This window comes from Kitasatospora sp. NPDC087861, from assembly GCF_044742585.1.
Taxonomy (GTDB): Bacteria; Actinomycetota; Actinomycetes; order Streptomycetales; family Streptomycetaceae; genus Kitasatospora.
On the sequence record NZ_JBIUUS010000008.1, the window covers coordinates 132,353 to 148,744 of the forward strand.

At 74.5% G+C, this 16,392-nt stretch carries 14 protein-coding genes and 2 pseudogenes; 8 read left to right on the forward strand and 8 right to left on the reverse strand.

The features are described 5' to 3' along the window. Positions 1-90: 90 nt before the first annotated feature. Positions 91-255 (reverse strand): annotated as a pseudogene (locus tag ACIOJE_RS14345) (glycosyltransferase); the annotation flags it as partial. Positions 256-541: 286 nt separating this feature from the next. Further along, the gene (locus ACIOJE_RS14350; RefSeq protein WP_400776239.1) at positions 542-1,039 is read right to left on the reverse strand and encodes a hypothetical protein; all 498 of its coding nucleotides are present in this window, start codon (positions 1,037-1,039) and stop codon (positions 542-544) included. 242 nt (positions 1,040-1,281) lie between these two features. On the opposite strand from ACIOJE_RS14350, the gene ACIOJE_RS14355 reads away from it, so the two are divergent. Next, a complete protein-coding gene (locus ACIOJE_RS14355) occupies positions 1,282-1,995 on the forward strand; it encodes a molybdopterin-dependent oxidoreductase (protein WP_400672879.1) in 714 nt (237 codons plus the stop codon). Then, positions 1,979-2,587, forward strand: coding sequence for a cytochrome b/b6 domain-containing protein (locus ACIOJE_RS14360; RefSeq protein ID WP_400776242.1), 609 nt, complete (start codon positions 1,979-1,981; stop codon positions 2,585-2,587). Before ACIOJE_RS14355 ends, ACIOJE_RS14360 begins: the two co-directional genes overlap by 17 nt. A gap of 307 nt (positions 2,588-2,894) precedes the next feature. On the opposite strand, the gene ACIOJE_RS14365 is transcribed toward ACIOJE_RS14360, so the two are convergent. The 3 genes and pseudogenes from ACIOJE_RS14365 to ACIOJE_RS14375 all read right to left on the reverse strand — a co-directional run. Beyond that, positions 2,895-3,584, reverse strand: a complete 690-nt coding sequence (locus tag ACIOJE_RS14365) for a class I SAM-dependent methyltransferase (protein WP_280680477.1) — start codon at positions 3,582-3,584, stop codon at positions 2,895-2,897. After that, positions 3,581-4,108 (reverse strand): DUF2064 domain-containing protein, encoded by a 528-nt coding sequence (locus ACIOJE_RS14370; RefSeq protein WP_280680546.1) that lies wholly within the window; start codon positions 4,106-4,108, stop codon positions 3,581-3,583. The genes ACIOJE_RS14365 and ACIOJE_RS14370 overlap by 4 nt, the downstream gene beginning before the upstream one ends. Positions 4,109-4,210: 102 nt before the next feature. Continuing rightward, a pseudogene (locus ACIOJE_RS14375) lies at positions 4,211-4,921 on the reverse strand (glycosyltransferase family 2 protein); the annotation flags it as partial. Between the two features lie 146 nt (positions 4,922-5,067). Here ACIOJE_RS14375 and ACIOJE_RS14380 point away from each other — a divergent pair. Both ACIOJE_RS14380 and ACIOJE_RS14385 read left to right on the forward strand, forming a co-directional pair. Next, positions 5,068-5,889 (forward strand): response regulator transcription factor, encoded by an 822-nt coding sequence (locus tag ACIOJE_RS14380; protein ID WP_400776244.1) that lies wholly within the window; start codon positions 5,068-5,070, stop codon positions 5,887-5,889. Continuing rightward, complete coding sequence (locus ACIOJE_RS14385; RefSeq protein ID WP_400776247.1) at positions 5,886-7,043, forward strand: sensor histidine kinase; 1,158 nt, start codon at positions 5,886-5,888, stop codon at positions 7,041-7,043. The genes ACIOJE_RS14380 and ACIOJE_RS14385 overlap by 4 nt, the downstream gene beginning before the upstream one ends. A gap of 47 nt (positions 7,044-7,090) precedes the next feature. Here the strand turns inward: ACIOJE_RS14385 and ACIOJE_RS14390 are convergent, their stop codons facing one another. Both ACIOJE_RS14390 and ACIOJE_RS14395 read right to left on the reverse strand, forming a co-directional pair. Continuing rightward, a complete protein-coding gene (locus ACIOJE_RS14390; RefSeq protein ID WP_400776249.1) occupies positions 7,091-8,662 on the reverse strand; it encodes an AMP-binding protein in 1,572 nt (523 codons plus the stop codon). A 63-nt stretch (positions 8,663-8,725) separates the two neighbouring features. Then, positions 8,726-9,793 (reverse strand): NAD-dependent epimerase/dehydratase family protein, encoded by a 1,068-nt coding sequence (locus ACIOJE_RS14395; protein ID WP_400776252.1) that lies wholly within the window; start codon positions 9,791-9,793, stop codon positions 8,726-8,728. Between the two features lie 289 nt (positions 9,794-10,082). On the opposite strand from ACIOJE_RS14395, the gene ACIOJE_RS14400 reads away from it, so the two are divergent. The 4 genes from ACIOJE_RS14400 to ACIOJE_RS14415 all read left to right on the forward strand — a co-directional run bounded on the left by ACIOJE_RS14400 (position 10,083) and on the right by ACIOJE_RS14415 (position 15,601). Further along, on the forward strand, positions 10,083-11,597 hold the full coding sequence (locus ACIOJE_RS14400; RefSeq protein ID WP_400776254.1) for a purple acid phosphatase family protein: 1,515 nt from the start codon (positions 10,083-10,085) through the stop codon (positions 11,595-11,597). Positions 11,598-12,012: 415 nt separating this feature from the next. Beyond that, positions 12,013-12,483, forward strand: a complete 471-nt coding sequence (locus ACIOJE_RS14405; RefSeq protein WP_400776256.1) for a hypothetical protein — start codon at positions 12,013-12,015, stop codon at positions 12,481-12,483. Positions 12,484-12,618: 135 nt separating this feature from the next. Then, on the forward strand, positions 12,619-13,236 hold the full coding sequence (locus tag ACIOJE_RS14410; protein WP_280680484.1) for a hypothetical protein: 618 nt from the start codon (positions 12,619-12,621) through the stop codon (positions 13,234-13,236). A 382-nt stretch (positions 13,237-13,618) separates the two neighbouring features. Continuing rightward, a complete protein-coding gene (locus tag ACIOJE_RS14415; RefSeq protein ID WP_400776259.1) occupies positions 13,619-15,601 on the forward strand; it encodes a putative Ig domain-containing protein in 1,983 nt (660 codons plus the stop codon). Between the two features lie 59 nt (positions 15,602-15,660). Here ACIOJE_RS14415 and ACIOJE_RS14420 read toward each other — a convergent pair whose 3' ends face one another. Then, positions 15,661-16,140, reverse strand: coding sequence for a hypothetical protein (locus tag ACIOJE_RS14420; protein ID WP_400776262.1), 480 nt, complete (start codon positions 16,138-16,140; stop codon positions 15,661-15,663). Positions 16,141-16,392 lie beyond the last annotated feature (252 nt).

The following is a 16,392-nucleotide window of genomic DNA, read 5'->3' on the forward strand; positions in this document are numbered from 1 at the left end:
CCGGCCTCGGCCGACCGCGTCGAGCAGGAGCCTCGCGGCCGTCGTCGTGGTGCCCGCTCCGCCGTGGTGCACGACGGCGGCCACCCGGCAGACCGGCACCAGCGGTACGCCGACACCGGCCAGCCGCTGCGCGAAGTCCTCGTCCGGCGGCGCGCACATCCGAACCTCCGTGCCGAGCTCGCGCAACCGCGCCGCGAGCCCCACCAGCGGTTCGACGTCCCCGCGCGATCCGTACGTCGACAACAGCACACGCATTCAGTGACTTCCATTTCCGCGGATTCCGGCCTGGGCCGATGATTCTGCGCCACCACCAGGGCCTTGCCGCAAGCCCCCCCGTGCGCTATACGTTAGAAGTGGCCAGGAGAGGGTCTTCCTTCTGTGCCCTTCTCGTCCGGTGTCACGGACAACCTCTTCGCGAAGCGGCGCCGCGCCGCACGGTCTCGTCGGTACCGTCGGAGCACGGCGACGGCGTCGCCGGACACAGGGCAACGCGCGGGCCCCGGCCGGGGTTTCGGCCGGGGCCCGCGCGATGTTCCGGGGGTCAGGCGCGTATGGTGAGCCAGGCGCCGAGGCCGTTGCAGCCGCGGGCGTCATAGGTGGTGCTGCGGTAGCCGGCCGGGATCGGCGAGTACGGGCAGGTCCAGATGCCGTTGCGGACCAGCTCGTGGAACCAGGCGCCGACACCGCTGCAGCCCTGGGGGTTGTAGCTCGTCAGGACGTATCCGGAGACGATCGGCGAGCCCGAACAGGTCCACAGTCGGTCCTGGGCGGGTGCCTGGAACCAGGAACCGTGTCCGTTGCAGCCGCCGCTGTTGAACATGGTGATGACGTACCCCGGGGGCACGGGCGTGCCGGGGCAGGTCCATCCGCCCACCGAGGCCGCCGCCGCGGGCGCGGCCGGGGCGGCGGTGGCCGTTCCGGCCGCCGTGCCGGTGAGGGCGGCCGCGAACAGCGCGACCGTCGCGACCGTCCGGACGAGTCGGCTGAGCAGGGCCTTCGTGCGGGTGGCAGGCCGTAGGTGACGCAGGGTCACGGTCACGGGGCACCGATCCGATCGGTTGGTCCTCGGCGGTCGGGTCGGCCGAGGGGGGGGCGTAACAGCGGGGACGCGTCGCACCCTAGTGGGCGCGGGCAGTGCTCGGGTGGGATGTTCCGACGACCGTGACCGGAACGCGATCCGGTGCCGCCCGGGCGGGAGGGACGACGCCGGAGAGATGACGAAAGGCTGACGTATCGGGGCCGGGCCTCGTCCTCCCGGCTCCGGACTGGTGCAATCGGGGTGTGGACGGAACAGACGAAGAAGGCCGGGGCACGCCGGTGGGGCGGCGGGTGGTGCTCGGGCTGCTCGGGCTCGGCGCGGTCGGGGTCGCGGCCGGGCCGTACCTGCAGCGGGTCGAGTCGGGGCTGGCCGAGCGGGATCCGAGCGGGCTGAGCGGGCTGCTGCCGGGGAACAACGGGTTCCGGTACTACTCGGTGGTCTCCTCGGTCCCGGCGCGGGATGCGAACAGCTACACGCTCACGGTGGACGGCCTGGTGGACCGCCCGACGACGCACCGCCTGGCGGACCTGCAGGCGATGCCGCAGCGGCGGCTGGTGCGGGACGTGCAGTGCGTCACCGGATGGCGGGTGCCGAACACCCCGTTCGAGGGGGTGCCGCTCGCCCATCTGCTGGACGCCGCCGGGGTGCGGCCGGGCGCCACGGCCGTCCGGTTCAGTTGCTTCGACGGCGAGTACACCGAGAGCCTCACCCTCGACCAGGCCCGGCGCGATGACGTGCTGGTCGCGCTCAGGATGCAGGACGACCCGATCTCCCACACCCATGGCGGCCCGGTGCGGCTGTACGTCGCGCCGATGTACTTCTACAAGTCCGCCAAGTGGCTCTCCGGGATCACCGTGACCGGCTCGGTGGAGCCGGGCTACTGGGAACGCAACGGGTACGACGTCGACGCCTGGGTCGGCCGGTCGAACGGACGTGGCGATGCGCCGACGAGCTGAACTCCGCCACCGCTTCACCCTCGCCGAGCGCTGGGTGCACCGGACGACCGCCGTGCTGATGGGCGTCTGCCTGGCCACGGCCGCCTGCCTCTACCTCGCGCCGCTCGCCGAACTGGTCGGCGACCGGCCGCTGGTGGTGACGGTGCACGTGTGGTGCGGCCTGGCACTGCCCGTACCGCTGCTGCTCGGGCTCGCCTCGCGGGCGCTGCGGGCGGACGCCGCCCGGCTGAGCCGCTTCACCCCGGCGGACCGGCAGTGGCTGCGCGCGGTCCGGACGAGATCGACGGGCCGGCCGGCGGGCAAGTTCAACGCCGGGCAGAAGCTGTACGCGCAGTGGACGCTCGGGACGATGCTGGTGATCGTCGGCACCGGGCTGCTCATGTGGCTGACCGGCCTCACCCCGCCCGCCTGGCGGGTCGGGGCGACCTTCGTGCACGACTGGCTGGCCGCCGGCATCGCCGTGGTGGTGGTCGGGCACGTCCGGATGGCCTGGCGGGACCCGGAGGCGCGGCTCGGAATGCGGACCGGGTGGGTGGATCGCCGGTGGGCCGAGCGCGAGCACCCGCAGTGGCGGTCGATGGGCCCGGAGTAGGGGGTGGGCCGGATGTCTTGTCGCAGCCCGGGGCATGTGGCAGGCTCGGCCGGGACGCCTCGAAGGGTGCCGCCGGGGCACCCCTGACCGTGGGGCCAAGAGGCGGTTGGGCGACAGCCGCACGCGTGGTGCACGATCGGCATCCTGCAAGGCTCCTTGGACCCCGGCCCAACTTCATTCTGCGCCTGGGCTGTCGGGCCTCGCCGGGGCCGTGCCGCGGGCTCCTGGGCGCCCGCGCCTCACCTTGTGCACATCGGTGGGTGCTTCGTTTTGTGTGCCTCACCGCTGGTGCTTCACCGTTGGTGCTTCACCGCTTGCGCATCGCGAGGAAGTGGCGGCCGTGCGAGGTCCAGCGCTCCGCCTCGACCAGTCCGGCGGCGGCGCGGGCCCGCCGCAGGGCGGCGGCCGTACCGAGCCGGGCCCAGGGGAAGCGCGCCCCGAGCCGGCCGTCCGGGCCCTCGACCTGGACGGTGACCCGCTCGTCCAGCTCCACCGGCTCCACCTCGACCAGCAACAGCCCGTCCGGCGCGATGAGTTCGGCGCCCCGCCGGAGCAGTGCGTCCGGGTCGCCGCCGATGCCGAGGTTGCCGTCGGCGAGCAGCGCGGCGCCCCAGCGGCCTTCGGCGGGCAGCCGGTCGAAGACCGAGCGGCAGAGCGCCGGACCGCCCAGCCGGACCGTGCGGGCGACGGCCGCCCTGGTCACGTCGACGCCCAGGGCCGGGACGCCGAGGGCGACCAGCGCGGCGACCAGCCGTCCGGGGCCGCAGCCGAGGTCGAGGACGGGCGCGGCCAGGCGGGTGCAGCGCAGCAGCAGGCTGTGGTCCGCGCCGGCCGCCGGGGCGCACCAGCGTTCGATGTCCAGCCGATGCCGGTGGCCGTCCGCGCGGCGCAGCCAGAGCGGGCCGTGCCCGGTGCGGACGGCCTCGGCATAGGGATCCCGGTCCCCCCAGCCGGAGGCCGGGCGGGGGTCGCCGACTCGGGGTGCGGTGATCGTCAACTCGCCACCTCCGGGCTGAGGTCGAGGTGCCTCAGTTGTGCGGCGAAGCGGCTGCCCGGCGCCTCGGCGGCGACTCGGTGGGCGTCCTCGATGGTGTCCACGTCGGTGAGCGGTGGAAGGTGGCGGATCGTCAAGTTCGCTGCGGTGAGGCGTTCGAGGAGGGCCGCACCGGTCCCCGGGGTGGACATCGGCACGCCGTGCAACAGGTGCGCGGCCAGGTCGGCCGTCGGCCGGGCCAGGCCCAGGGCCCAGAAGCCGCCGTCCGCCGCCGGGCCGTACCAGGCGTCCACGCCCGCCCGCCGGGCGGCCGACAGCGGTTCGGCCAGGGCGGCGGCGCTCAGCTGCGGGGTGTCCATCCCGACCAGCAGCGCCGGTACGTCCGGGGCCACCCGGGCCGCGTGGGCGAAGGCGGCGGCCAGCCGTTCGTCCAGCCCGCCGCCGCTCTGCGCGACGACCTCCCAGCCGGCGGGCGGCCGATCGGCCGGTTCGCCCTCCAGGACGAGCAGGCGGCGCCCGGCCGGCATCGTGCCCAGGGTGTGCAGGGTGTCGGCGAGGGCGGCCGCGGCCAGGGCGGCGGCCTGTTCGGGCGTGCAGGGCGGGGTGAGCCGGGTCTTCACCCGGCCGGGGACGGGCGCCTTGGCGATCACCAGCAGGGTCGGCGGGGGCGCGGCCAGCACGGTCCGCATGTCGCGGACGGCCTGGCGGGTGCCGCGCAGGGTGCCGGTGACCTTGGAGCGGCCCGCGCGCGGCAGGTAGTCGACGGGCGTCTCGGCGATCCGCAGACCGGCGGCCGAGGCCGCCAGCACCATCTCCAGCGGGTAGCCGGAGCGCCGGTCGCCGAGGCCCAGGGCCAGCAGGTGCTCCCGGCGGGCGGCCCGCATCGGGCCGAGGTCGTGCAGGGCCGCGCCGGTGCGGGCGCGCAGCCGGCGGGCCAGGACGGTGTTGGCGAGGCGGGCGTGCAGCGGCCAGGCCCCGGCGGTGGCCGGGCGGCGGCGTCCGAGCACCAGGTCGGCGGCGCCGGTCTGCACCGGGCCGGTGACCCGGGGGAGTTGGGCGGGGTCGAGGGAACCGTCGCAGTCCAGGAAGCAGACCAGGTCGGCGGTGGCGGCGCGCAGCCCGGCGTGGCAGGCGGCGCCGAACCCGCGCCGGGGCTCCTCGACCACGGTCGCGCCCAGGGAGCGGGCGAGGTCGGCGGAGCCGTCCCGGGAGCCGTTGTCGACGACGATCGCCCGCCAGCCGTCCGGGATCCGCCCCAGCACCCAGGGCAGCGCGGCGGCCTCGTCGAGGCAGGGCAGCACGACGTCGACGGCTGCAACGGTGGAGGTGGGTGAGGTCACGCGGGCCACGCTAACCGCGGCCGGGCGGCCTGCGGTGGCGACGCAGCCTTACGGAAGTCGGACGTCGCGGCGGCTGACCCGTCCGGCGGATCACGGTCTGTCGGAGCGGGCCCGGCGGAGCGGGCCCGGCGGATCGGGGCCGGCGGATGTTACGGAACTCGAACGCGCGCCCGTCCGGTCCGCACCCGCCGCCGCGACCTCCTATCCTCGGCGAGGTGAACGACACCCCGCACATCCTGGTGGTCGACGACGACCCGACCGTCTCCGAGGTCGTCGTCGGCTACCTCGCCCGCGCCGGGTACCACGTGGACCGGGCCGCCGACGGCGCGCGCGGACTCGACCTCGCCGAGCGCACCCGCCCCGACCTGCTGGTCCTGGACCTCATGCTGCCCGGACTGGACGGCCTGGAGGTGCTGCGCCGGCTGCGGGCCTCCGCCGAGGGCGCCGCGCTGCCGGTGGTGCTGCTCACCGCCAAGGGCGACGAGGCGGACCGGATCCTCGGCCTGGAGCTGGGTGCGGACGACTACGTCACCAAGCCGTTCAGCCCGCGCGAGCTGGTGCTGCGGGTGCAGTCGGTGCTGCGCCGCGCCCGGGCCGGGGCGGCCACGATGGCGGGCGGCGCGGTGGACGGCACGGCGGAGGCGGGCGGGGCGTTGCGCTCGGGGGACGTCACGCTCGACCCGAAGGCCCGCCGGGCCCACCGGGGTGGGCGTGAACTCGCCCTCACCCTCAGGGAATTCGACCTGTTGGCATTCCTGCTCCGGCATCCCGGCACGGTGTTCTCCCGGCAGGACCTGATGCAGCGGGTCTGGGGCTGGGACTTCGGCGACCTCTCCACCGTCACCGTCCACGTGCGGCGGCTGCGCGAGAAGATCGAGGACGACCCGGCCGCGCCCGCCCTGATCAGCACCGTCTGGGGCGTCGGCTACCGCTACGACCCGGCCCGCCCGCAGGGCGGTGCGGCGTGAAGGACCTGTTGCTGATCGCCCTGTTCGCCGCCCTCGGCGCGGGCGGGGCGGGCCTGCTCGGCTGGGCGGCGATCCGGCTGCTGCGCCGCCGTTCGGTCGCCCTGTCGCTGTTCTGCGTGGCGGCCGTGACCGTCCTCGCGGTGACCTCCGGGACGTTCGCGGTGGCGCAGGCGATGTTCCTGTCCACCCACGACCTCGGTGTGGTCATCACGGTGCTCGGCATGGCCGCGGTCGTCTCGCTGGTCACCGCCGCGCTGCTCGGCCGCCAGGTGGTGGCCGGCAGCCGGGCGCTGGCCGAGGCGGCCCGGACGGTCGGCAGCGACGCCGGGTTCACCGCGCCGGTCCACCCGCTCGGCGCCGAACTGGCGTCGCTGAGCGAGGAGTTGGCCGCCACCAGCGCCAGGCTGGCGGAGTCCCGGGCGCGTGAGCAGGCCCTGGAACACTCCCGCCGGGAGCTGATCGCGTGGATCTCGCACGACCTGCGCACCCCGTTGGCCGGTCTACGGGCGATGGCCGAGGCGCTGGAGGACGGAGTCGCCGAGGAGCCCGAGCGCTACCTGGTGCGGATCCGCGCCGAGGTCGAGCGGCTGACCGGGATGGTGGACGACCTGTTCGAGCTCTCCCGGATCCAGGCCGGGGCGCTCTCCCTCTCGCTCACCCGGGTGTCGGTGTACGACCTGGTGGATGACGCGTTGGCCGGGGCGTACCCGCTGGCCAGGCGGCGTGGCGTCCGGCTGGAGGGGCGGCAGGTGGCGGCGGAGCCGGTGGAGGTGGACAGCCAGGAGATCACCCGGGTGCTCGGCAACCTGCTGGTCAACGCGATCCGCTCGACCCCCGAGGACGGCGTGGTGGCGGTGGCCGCCCGGCGGGAGGCGGACGAGGTGGTGCTGTCGGTGACCGACGGCTGCGGCGGCATTCCGGACCAGGACCTGCCCCGGGTGTTCGAGACCGGCTGGCGCGGCGGCTCCGCCCGCACCCCGCGCCGCGACGACGGCCGGGCGGCCGGCGAGCCGGGGGAGAGCGGCGCCGGGCTCGGGCTGGCCATCGTGCGCGGCATCGTCGAGGCGCACGCCGGGCGGGCCCGGGTGCACAACGTCGACGGGGGCTGCTGCTTCGAGATCACCCTGCCGGCGCCTCGGGCCGAGGCCCGCTAGGGCTTGAGGTTGAGGAAGCCGCCGACTCCGGGTGCGGTGCGTCCGGCCTACTCGGCCACGGCCGCGCGCAGCCGCTTCTTGTCCGGCTTGCCGACCGACGTCAGCGGGATCTCGGCCACCAGGTGCAGGGCCTCCGGTGCGTAGATCCGCCCCTTGCGGGCCGTGACGAACGCCTGGATGTCCGCCAGCTCGGGCTGCTGCCCCGGAGCGGGAACGACGGCGACGTGGACGTGCTCCGCCTCCTGGGCGTCGCGTACGCCGAAGACCGCGCAGCGGGCGATCGCCGGGTGGGTGAGGAGCAGGTCCTCCACCTCGGACGGGTAGACGTGCCCGCCGACCACGATGATCAGGTCCTTGACCCGGTCGGACAGGTAGAGGTAGCCGTCCGCGTCGAGGTGGCCGACGTCGCCGGTGTGCAGCCAGCCGTCGCGCAGCACCTCGGCGGTCAGGTCGGGCCGCTTCCAGTAGCCGGCCATGAGGCCGGCCGAGCGGATGTGGACCGCGCCCTGTTCTCCGGCGGGCAGCGCGGTGCCGTCCTCGGCGCGGATCTCCACCTCGACACCCGGGAAGGGGCGGCCGACCGGGACCTGGCCGCCCTGGGCGATCCGGTCGTGCTCCTCCGGGCTGAGGAGGGAGATGAGCTGGGCCTCGGACATCCCGTAGACGCCCACCAGGACCGGCCCGAACACCTTGAGCGCCTCCCGGATCCGGGTCGGCGAGGCGGCGCAGCCCCCGTACCAGATCTGCCGCAGGCTGGACAGGTCGGTGCGGCCGATCGCCGGGTGGTCGAGCAGCTGGTAGAGCAGCGGTGGCAGTACCCAGAGGGCGGTGATCCGCTCGCGCTCGACGGCGGCCAGGACCTCGCCGGGGTCGAAGGTGCGCTGGAGGACCACCGTGCCGCCGTGGTGGAGCGTCAGGTCGGAGAAGATCCCGGCGAGGTGGGCGAGCGAGGTGGCGGCGAGGAAGCGGGGCGGCTCGTCGGTGCTGCCGCCGCGGCCGAACGGGACGTCGAAGACGCCGCGGTAGGTGCCGTGCCGGCTGAGGATGCCCTTCGGGATTCCGGTGGTGCCGCCGGTGTGGCGGATGCCGAGGTCGTCGTCCGGGCCGATCCGGACGGCGGGCGGTTCGGCGGGGCGGTGCGCGGCGGCGGCGATCACGTCCTCGCCGACGGCCGCCGGGCCGGGGCCGAGGCGGAGGACCGTCGGCACGTCGATCAGGGGCAGCAACTCGGCGGCTCCCGCGAACCGTTCGGCGTCCACGAGGAGAACGGTGGTGTCGACGCTCGCCACGATCTCGGCCAGGACCGGGGTGCTCATGCCCTCGTACAGGTTGACCACCCGCGCACCTGCGAGGCCCGCCGCGTAGCGGGCGCTCAGCGCCTCGGCGGTGTTGCCGGTGAGCAGGGTGACGGTGTCCCCGCGGGTGACGCCCCGGGCGATGAGCTCGTGGGCGAGGCGGTAGCTTGCGGCGGCGAAGTCGCCGGCGGTGATCTCGGCGCCGTCGGGGGTGATGACGGCCGGCCGGCCGGGGTCGGCGGAGAGGGACCGGAGGATCAGGGCGGGTGTGCTGATGAATTCCCGGTCGTTCACGGCGACTTCTTCCTTGTAGTCTGCAACCATATTGACAGGCTAACCCCATCCTCCGCTCTTCACCGGGGAGTTCCGGCCAGATCCGACGGAGCGTCAGCCGCGGTGCCCGACCCGCACCGCAACGGCGGCGAACTCGGCCATCCCGGTGTGGAACGGCACCCGCGGGCGCCAGCCGAGTTCGGCGCGCAGCCGGGAGGAGTCGGCGGTGACGTGCCGGACGTCGCCCAGGCGGTACTCGCCGGTCACCAGCGGCGCCGGGCCGCCGTACGCCGCCGCCAGCGCCTCGGCCATCTCGCCGACCGTCCGGACCTCGCCGCTGCCCACGTTGTAGGCGCGGGAGCCGCCCGGCGGGCAGGCGTCGAGGGCGGTCAGGGCGGCCAGGTTGGCGGCGGCGACGTCCTCGACGTGGACGAAGTCGCGGCGCTGGCCGCCGTCCTCGAACACCCGGGGGGCCTCGCCCCGGGCCAGCGCCGAGCGGAACAGCGAGGCGACCCCCGCGTACGGGGTGTCGCGCGGCATGCCCGGGCCGTACACGTTGTGGTAGCGGAGCGTCAGGACGGTGCCCTGGCAGGCGCGGGCCCAGGCGGACGCCAGGTGCTCCTGGGCGAGTTTGGTGGCCGCGTACACGTTGCGCGGATCGGCCGGGGCGTCCTCGGTGACCAGGTGGGGGCTCAGGGCGTGGCCGCACACCGGGCAGGGTGGCTCGAAACGGCCGGCGTCCAGGTCGGCCGGGCGGCGCGGGCCCGGGGCGACGTCGCCGTGCGCCGGGCAGCGGTAGCGGCCCTCCCCGTACACCACCATCGAGCCGGCCAGGGCGAGTCGGCGGACGCCGGTGCGGGCCATGGCGGCGAGCAGGACGGCGGTGCCGAGGTCGTTGCAGCCGGCGTAGGCGGGGGCGTCGTCCAGGTCGAGCCCGAGGCCGACCATCGCCGCCTGGTGGCAGACCGCGTCCACCCCGGCGAGCGCCCGCCGTACGGCCTCGGCGTCGCGGACGTCCCCGTGCCGGAAGGCGACGCCGGCGGGCAGGTCGGGCGCCCGCCCGGAGGGGTGGACGGCGGGCAGCAGCGCGTCCAGCACCCGAACCCCGTGCCCGGCCGCGACCAGCGCGCGGACCACGGCCGACCCGATGAACCCGGCGCCGCCGGTGACCAGAATCTCCATGCCGCCGACGCTAGCCGCGCCCGGGTCCGGTACGGGTGCAGGTGGGCGGAGCGTCAGGGTTCGGTAATCCGTCCGGGCCAGTACGATCGCCTCGCCCGAGCCGGGACAGCGTTCAACTTCCGTTCGCCGAACACACCTTCGTCGGTGGCCCGGCCGCCCGGTGCGACTGGCACTCTCCAGGGCGTTTCTCGGAGCCCAGGAGGCGGCAGTGTCACATCCCTCGCGTAGAACGGTCCTTCGGACGGGTACGGCGGCCGGTGCGCTCGCCGCGCTGCCCGGGTCCACCCTGTTGTGGACGCAGCCGGCGCTGGCCGGCACCCCCGGCCCGGAGCAGATCCACCTGCAGTGGGGCAACGAGCCGTCCCGGGAGATGACGGTCTCCTGGGCGACGGCGGGCAGTGTGCGCCGTCCCCGGGTCCGGGTCGGCACCCCGCGCGGTGGCGCCGGGCACACCGTGGACGCCGCGACCCGCAGCTACGTCGACGGGCTCAACAAGGTCGAGACGTACACCCACCACGTCCGCCTGGACGGCCTGCGGCCGGACACCACGTACGTGTACGAGGTGCTGCACGACGGCGCCGACGCGGTGCGCGGCACCTTCCGCACCGCGCCCGCGCGCGGCCGGGCCGCGTTCCGTTTCACCAGCTTCGGCGACCTGGGCACCGGCGACAACGTGTTCAGCAAGTCCTCGATCCACGGTGCCGCCGCCGTCCGCCAGGTGGAGCAGTTCGCTCCGCTGTTCCACCTGCTCAACGGCGACCTCGCGTACGCCAACAACAACCCGCAGCGCCAGCCGCAGTGTTGGAACGCCTTCATGAACAACCTCGCCACGTCGGCCGCCCACCGCCCGTGGATGCCCGCGCCCGGCAACCACGAGGTCGAGGCCGGCGGCGGGGACCTCGGGTACGCCTCCTACCTGACCCGCTTCGAGCTGCCCGACAACGGGACGCGCGACTACTGCGGCAACTGGTACGGCTTCCAGGTCGGTTCGGTGCTCTTCGTGAGCCTGGACGGCAACGAGATCGCGGTCGAGGACGACGCCAGCCTCGACCCGGCCACCGGCCGGTCGATCTACCTCAGCGACTACAGCGAGGGGGCTCAACTCCGGTGGCTGGAGCGCACTTTGTCGCGTGCCCGGCGCGGCGGCGAGGTCGACTGGATCGTCGTCAACCTGCACCAGTTCGCGATGTCCTCCTCCGCCGCCAGTCACGGCGGTGACATGGGTATCCGGGAGAAGCTGCTGCCGCTGCTCGACCGCTACTCCGTGGACCTCGTCCTGGCCGGCCACGACCACGACTACGAGCGCACCCACCCCGTCCGCGGCACCGAACCGGGCGGGCTGCTCACCCCGGCCGTCGCCGACGACGACCTGCGGCAGATCGACACCTCGCAGGGCACCGTCCACCTGATCCTCGGTGGCGGCGGCACCGCCGGGCACGACGACGTCTACCTGCCCGCCGACGCGGACGGTGTCCGCCAGGCCTCCGTCCGCACCCAGCGGCTCACCTTCAAGGCCGACCCGGACGCCAAGGAGAAGGCCCACTGGTCCGCGGTCACCGACCCCGACACCGACTTCCCGTACGGCGTCGCGGTCTTCGACGTCGACCCGGGCCGCGTCCCCGGCGGCCGCACCACCATCACGGTCAGCTACTACCACTCGGCCCCGGCCACCGCCGCCAACCCCGTCCCGACCCCGGTGCTGTACGACCGCTTCACCCTCTACCGCGACCGCAGCGACGGCTGGGGCGACGACCAGGGCGAGAACGAGAACGAGGATGCCGAGGTGGCGGCCGGCCGCCGGTAATCCGCTCTTTCGGGGCCCGCCGCGCCGGTTGCGCGGCGGGCCCCTGCACGTGCGGGCGCGCTCAGGCGCGGTGGGGGAGGAGTCGGCCGAGGTGGTGGTGCAGGACGGTGGTCGCCTCCTCGGTCAGGCGCCCCGCCGACCGTGCGAGCGTCGACGGAGGGCCACACTGATCGCTCGATCATGCGGGGCGCTTCCGCCGGCGCGATCTCCTGGAGCCAGACCGGCCGATTGTCGAGGCGGCCCTCGTCCGGACCGGCGAGGCGGCCGCGGGGCTGTCCGGGGGTCGAGCCGTTGGCGACGCCGGGTCGGCGCCGGGCTGGGCTGTCCGTGCGACGGGTGGACCGCTCGGCGCGCGGGCCACCGGCGGGGCGGTTAGCGTCGGCCGCAACACGTCCGCAGCCCCGGGAGGTCGGCAGTGCAGCGGTGGATCATAGCGACGGCTCTCACCTCGGCCCTCAGCGGCCTCACGGCGCCCGCCCTGGCCGCCGATCCCGGACCGGATCCCGGCCCGGCCCCGGAAACGGCCTCGGCGCCCGTCACGGCCATCGCCCTCGGTGAGGTCCGGATCGACCCGAAGGTCCCCGGCCGGGTCCGGGTGAACGTCGGCTACCTCTGCGGGGTCGCCGACGAGTTCCGGTCGCTCACCGTCTCGGTGGAGCAGCGGGACCCGGAGGACTCCTCCAGCGTCGCCTTCGGTTCCAGCCGGACGGCCGAGGCGGACGTGATCTGCGACGGCGCGCAGCAGGAGCGCCAACTCGTCGTCCAGTCCAAGACGGTCAACTGGATCCCGGGCGCCGACGCCGTGCTGATCGCCACGGTCGCCAACCTCGGCGCCACCCCGCCCGCCTCGTCGGACGCCCAGCGGGTACCGCTCACCGTCTCCTGACGCCCCCGCCGGCCCGGGCCGTGGCCCGGGTCACCCCCCTGACCTCCCGATCCCACAGGTGAACGGGGCTGCTCCTGTGCGCTCTCATGTTCTACAGTTCTGTAGAACTGGGTGAAGAGTGAACGGGGGCATCTCATGGACAGGCCGCTTCGACTGCCGCAGCAGGATCGGGCCGACTTCGAGACGGAGTTGGGTAGGGCGCTGGCCGGGCCGCGGGTGTTGGCGGCGTTGCGGGCGGCGGGGGACGAGGGGCGGGGGGTGGAGCGGTTGCGGCGGTGCGCGCGGGAGAACGCGGAGTTCGTGCTGGCGGCGGCCGCGCCGGAGTACGAGCGGTACGTGGCCGTGCGGGCGGATCAGGATGCGGTGGCGCGGTTGCCGGTGGACGAGCCGGGGCGGGAGCGGGTGTCGGGGTGGTGGGGCGTGGTGGGGGTGATCGTGCCGATCGTCGCCGGGGCGGCGGCTGCGATCTTCCTGCTGCTGGGGTACGTGCTGGGGCTGGCGGAGGACGTGGACGTGCTGGGGCACGCGCTGGTCGGCGCCGGGTGGGTGGCGGCCGGGGTGGCGGCGGTGAGTCTGCTGGTGGGCGGGCTGGGGCTGCTCGGGGCGGCGTCGCGGTCGCGGTCCGCGGAGGCCGGCGGGGAGGCCGTCGTGGGGGAGTTGGGGCTGGCGCGGGACGCCTGGCGGTCGGCGCTGGCGGAGCGCGGCCTGGTGCCGTTCCTGCTGGCGCAGGCGGGCGCCGGCCGGAGGGTTTGACGGCGCCCTCGGCGGCCGGAGTCCCAAGGCGGGGTTGAAGCGGGTAAGGAGCCGTTAAAATCCCCGCCCGGTCGTGGAGTTGGCGGGCCGGCGGTGGCCGCGCCGGTTCGGGGGCGATCGGGCCGGGCGGGGGTTGGCGCGGTGGCGTGCCGGGGTGTGGCCGCGCGGCGTGTCGGCGGGCGGGTGGCGCCGTCGCGCGTCGCGCAGGGGGCCTTGTGTGCGACGGTCGGTGAAATATCATATGGCGCATTGCACAGCGGTCCGGGGTGAGAACCGGTTCCCCGTCCTCCCGCCGCAGTCCTGTTGACGATCAGTCAGCTCCGTGCGCGTGCCGCAACGCGCATCCCCTCCCCCCCACGTCACGAGAGACGGAACCCGACCCGTGATCAGATTCCGATCCCGCCTGTTCCAACGCGGCCGACGGACCGCCCTGGTGGCGCTCGCCGCCGCCCTGGCCGGCGCCGCGCTCAGCAGCCCGCTGCCCGCCGTGGCCGACCCCCATGCGCCGGAGACCGCCACCGTGGCCGTCCAGCCGGGCACCCCGAAGACCGTCACCACCCCGCAGAAGTCCGGCCCGCACCGGGCCAAGGCCGCCAGGACGGGGCCGGCCGCCAGCGCGAACGCCGGCGCCGGGAAGACCCCCCAGCTGGTGGACGGTGCCGACCCGGGCACCGGCAAGGACGGCGACGGCTCGGTCGCCAACGAGTACGACCTCCAGGTCACCTACAAGGGCGGCCAGGAGTCGACCGGCGTGGTGATCGGCGCGCCCAAGGTCTACCTGGTCCTGTGGGGCTCCCAGTGGGGCACCCCCTCGACGAACTCGACCGGCGACATCGTGGCGTCCGGCGACCCGGACCAGGCCGCCCCGTACCAGCAGGACTTCTTCAAGGCTCTCGGCAGCGCCGGCGACAACTGGAGTGCCGTCCTGACCCAGTACTGCGAGGGCATCGCCGCCGGCGGCATCCAGTGCCCGGCCGGGTCCGCGCACATCCCTTACCCGCAGGCGGGGAGCGTGCTCGCGGGTGTCTGGGTGGACAACGCCGCCCCCGCGCCGCAGGCCGCGACCGAGCCGCAGATCGGGGCCGAGGCGCTGGCCGCCGCCAAGCACTTCGGCAACCTGACCGAGGCGCAGAACCGCAACGTCCAGTACGTCATCGACTCGCCGCAGGGCACCGATCCGGACAAGTGGAAGGAACTGGGCTACTGCGCCTGGCACGACTTCCAGCGCTCGCCGTACGGCCAACTCGCCTACACCAACATGCCGTACCTGACGGACGTGGCCGGCTGCGGCACCAACTGGTTCCATGAGAACACCCCGCGCGGCCGGCTGGACGGCTACGGGATCATCGGCGGCCACGAGTACGCGGAGACGGTGACCGACCCGAACACCCCGGGCGGTTGGACCGACGCCACCGGTCAGGAGATCGGCGACAAGTGCGCCTGGATCCCGTACGGCGCCAACGGCGGGCTGTTCTTCGAGAACCTGTCGACGGGCAGCTTCCCGTTGCAGACCCTGTGGTCCAACACCGACCACCTGTGCGTGGGTTCCGACCCGGTGGTGGCCAGTCCGCCGGTCTCCCTGAGCACGATGTGCGACCGGGTGGACCCGGCCGCGCGGCCGATGTCGATCCCGGCGGTCGGCGTGTCCAGCAGCGGTTCGGCCCTCACCTACAGCGCCAACGGGCTGCCGCAGGGCCTGTCCATCGACGCGCACAGCGGGGTGATCTCCGGCGCCGCCGCCGCGACCAACGGCTATCAGCGAATCACCGTGACGGCGACGGACGGCGCGGGCAAGACCGCCTCCACCGGCTTCTGGGAGAACGTCGGCGCCACCGGTCAGCCGGGCTGCGGTGCGATCGAGCAGCTCACGAACCCCGGCTTCGAGAACGGTTCGGCGAACGTCAACCACACGGTGATGACGGACTCCTGGAGCCCGTCGGGGTACAACATCGTCACCCCGTCGAGCCTGCACGCGGCGCACTCGGGCACCTGGTACGCCTGGCTCGGCCAGGACGCCGGGACGGACGACTCCGTCACCACCTACCTGAACACCTACCCGGGCTACGGGTCGGCGAGCTTCTCCTTCTGGCTGGACGTCGAGTCGACCAACACCTCCGCCACCGCGCCCGACACGCTGTCGCTGGTGGCGATCAACCAGTACACCGGGCAGCCGATCGGCACGGTGAAGACCTGGACCAGTCAGAACCCGACCAGCGGCTACCAGTACCAGTCGGTGGACCTCAGCCCGGTCATCGGGCAGGTCGGCTGGGGCACCACCATCGGCCTCAAGCTCGTCTCCCACGAGGCCGGTACGACCCCGACCACCGCGTTCCTGATCGACGACGCCTCGGCCCGCGAGAGCTGACCATCCGCACGATCACCGGCCCCGGCACCGCAGCGCGCGGTGCCGGGGCCGGCGCCGGGTCAGTCGCCGGCCTGGTGGCCCGGTCGGGTGGCGGTGCGTGCGCGGGCGGCGTCGACGAGGAGGTGGGCGGCGTCCAGGGGGATGGCGAGTCGGCGGGCGATCCACGGGGCCGGGCGGCCGGCCCGGGCGAGCATCCAGGCGGAGTACAGCTGGCCCAACTGCGGTGCCTGGTGGGCGAGGAGGAGCGGGCGGACGGCGTCCATCGGGAAGTCCGCCAGGGCGCGGGCGCTGTACTCGCGGCCGTTGGGGCCGGGCGGGGGCAACGGGAGCGGGCGGCGGGTGTCGAGCCAGCGGCCGAGGAGGACCGCGCCGACCGCCAGCAGGCCGGAGCCGGAGGCCCCGATCAGGACGGCGTTGATGACCGGGCGGTCCTCCTCCTCGGCCAGGCCGAGGGCGAGCTCCTCGGCGACGAGGAGGGCGAGGACGGTGAGCAGCACCGCGGCCTCGGCGGGGCGCGGGTAGGGCCGGGACGTCGTCATGGGGTACCTCTTCCTCGGCGGGGGGCGCCGGGGTGGGTGAAGGGGACGCGGACGGCGGTGGCGGCAGGGCCGACGGGACTGACGTGGCGTCAGAAAGCCTGGGTGACGGGTGTGTTCACCGTCTGCCGGAGGCGGACCGGGGCATGCGGGAGCGGAGGTGGGGGAGGGTGCGGCCCGGACTGCTGCTGTCCATCTGTCTCGCCTCCTTCCGGTCGGGCGCACCGTGCCGGTGCGTTCGTCGACGGGGCAAGG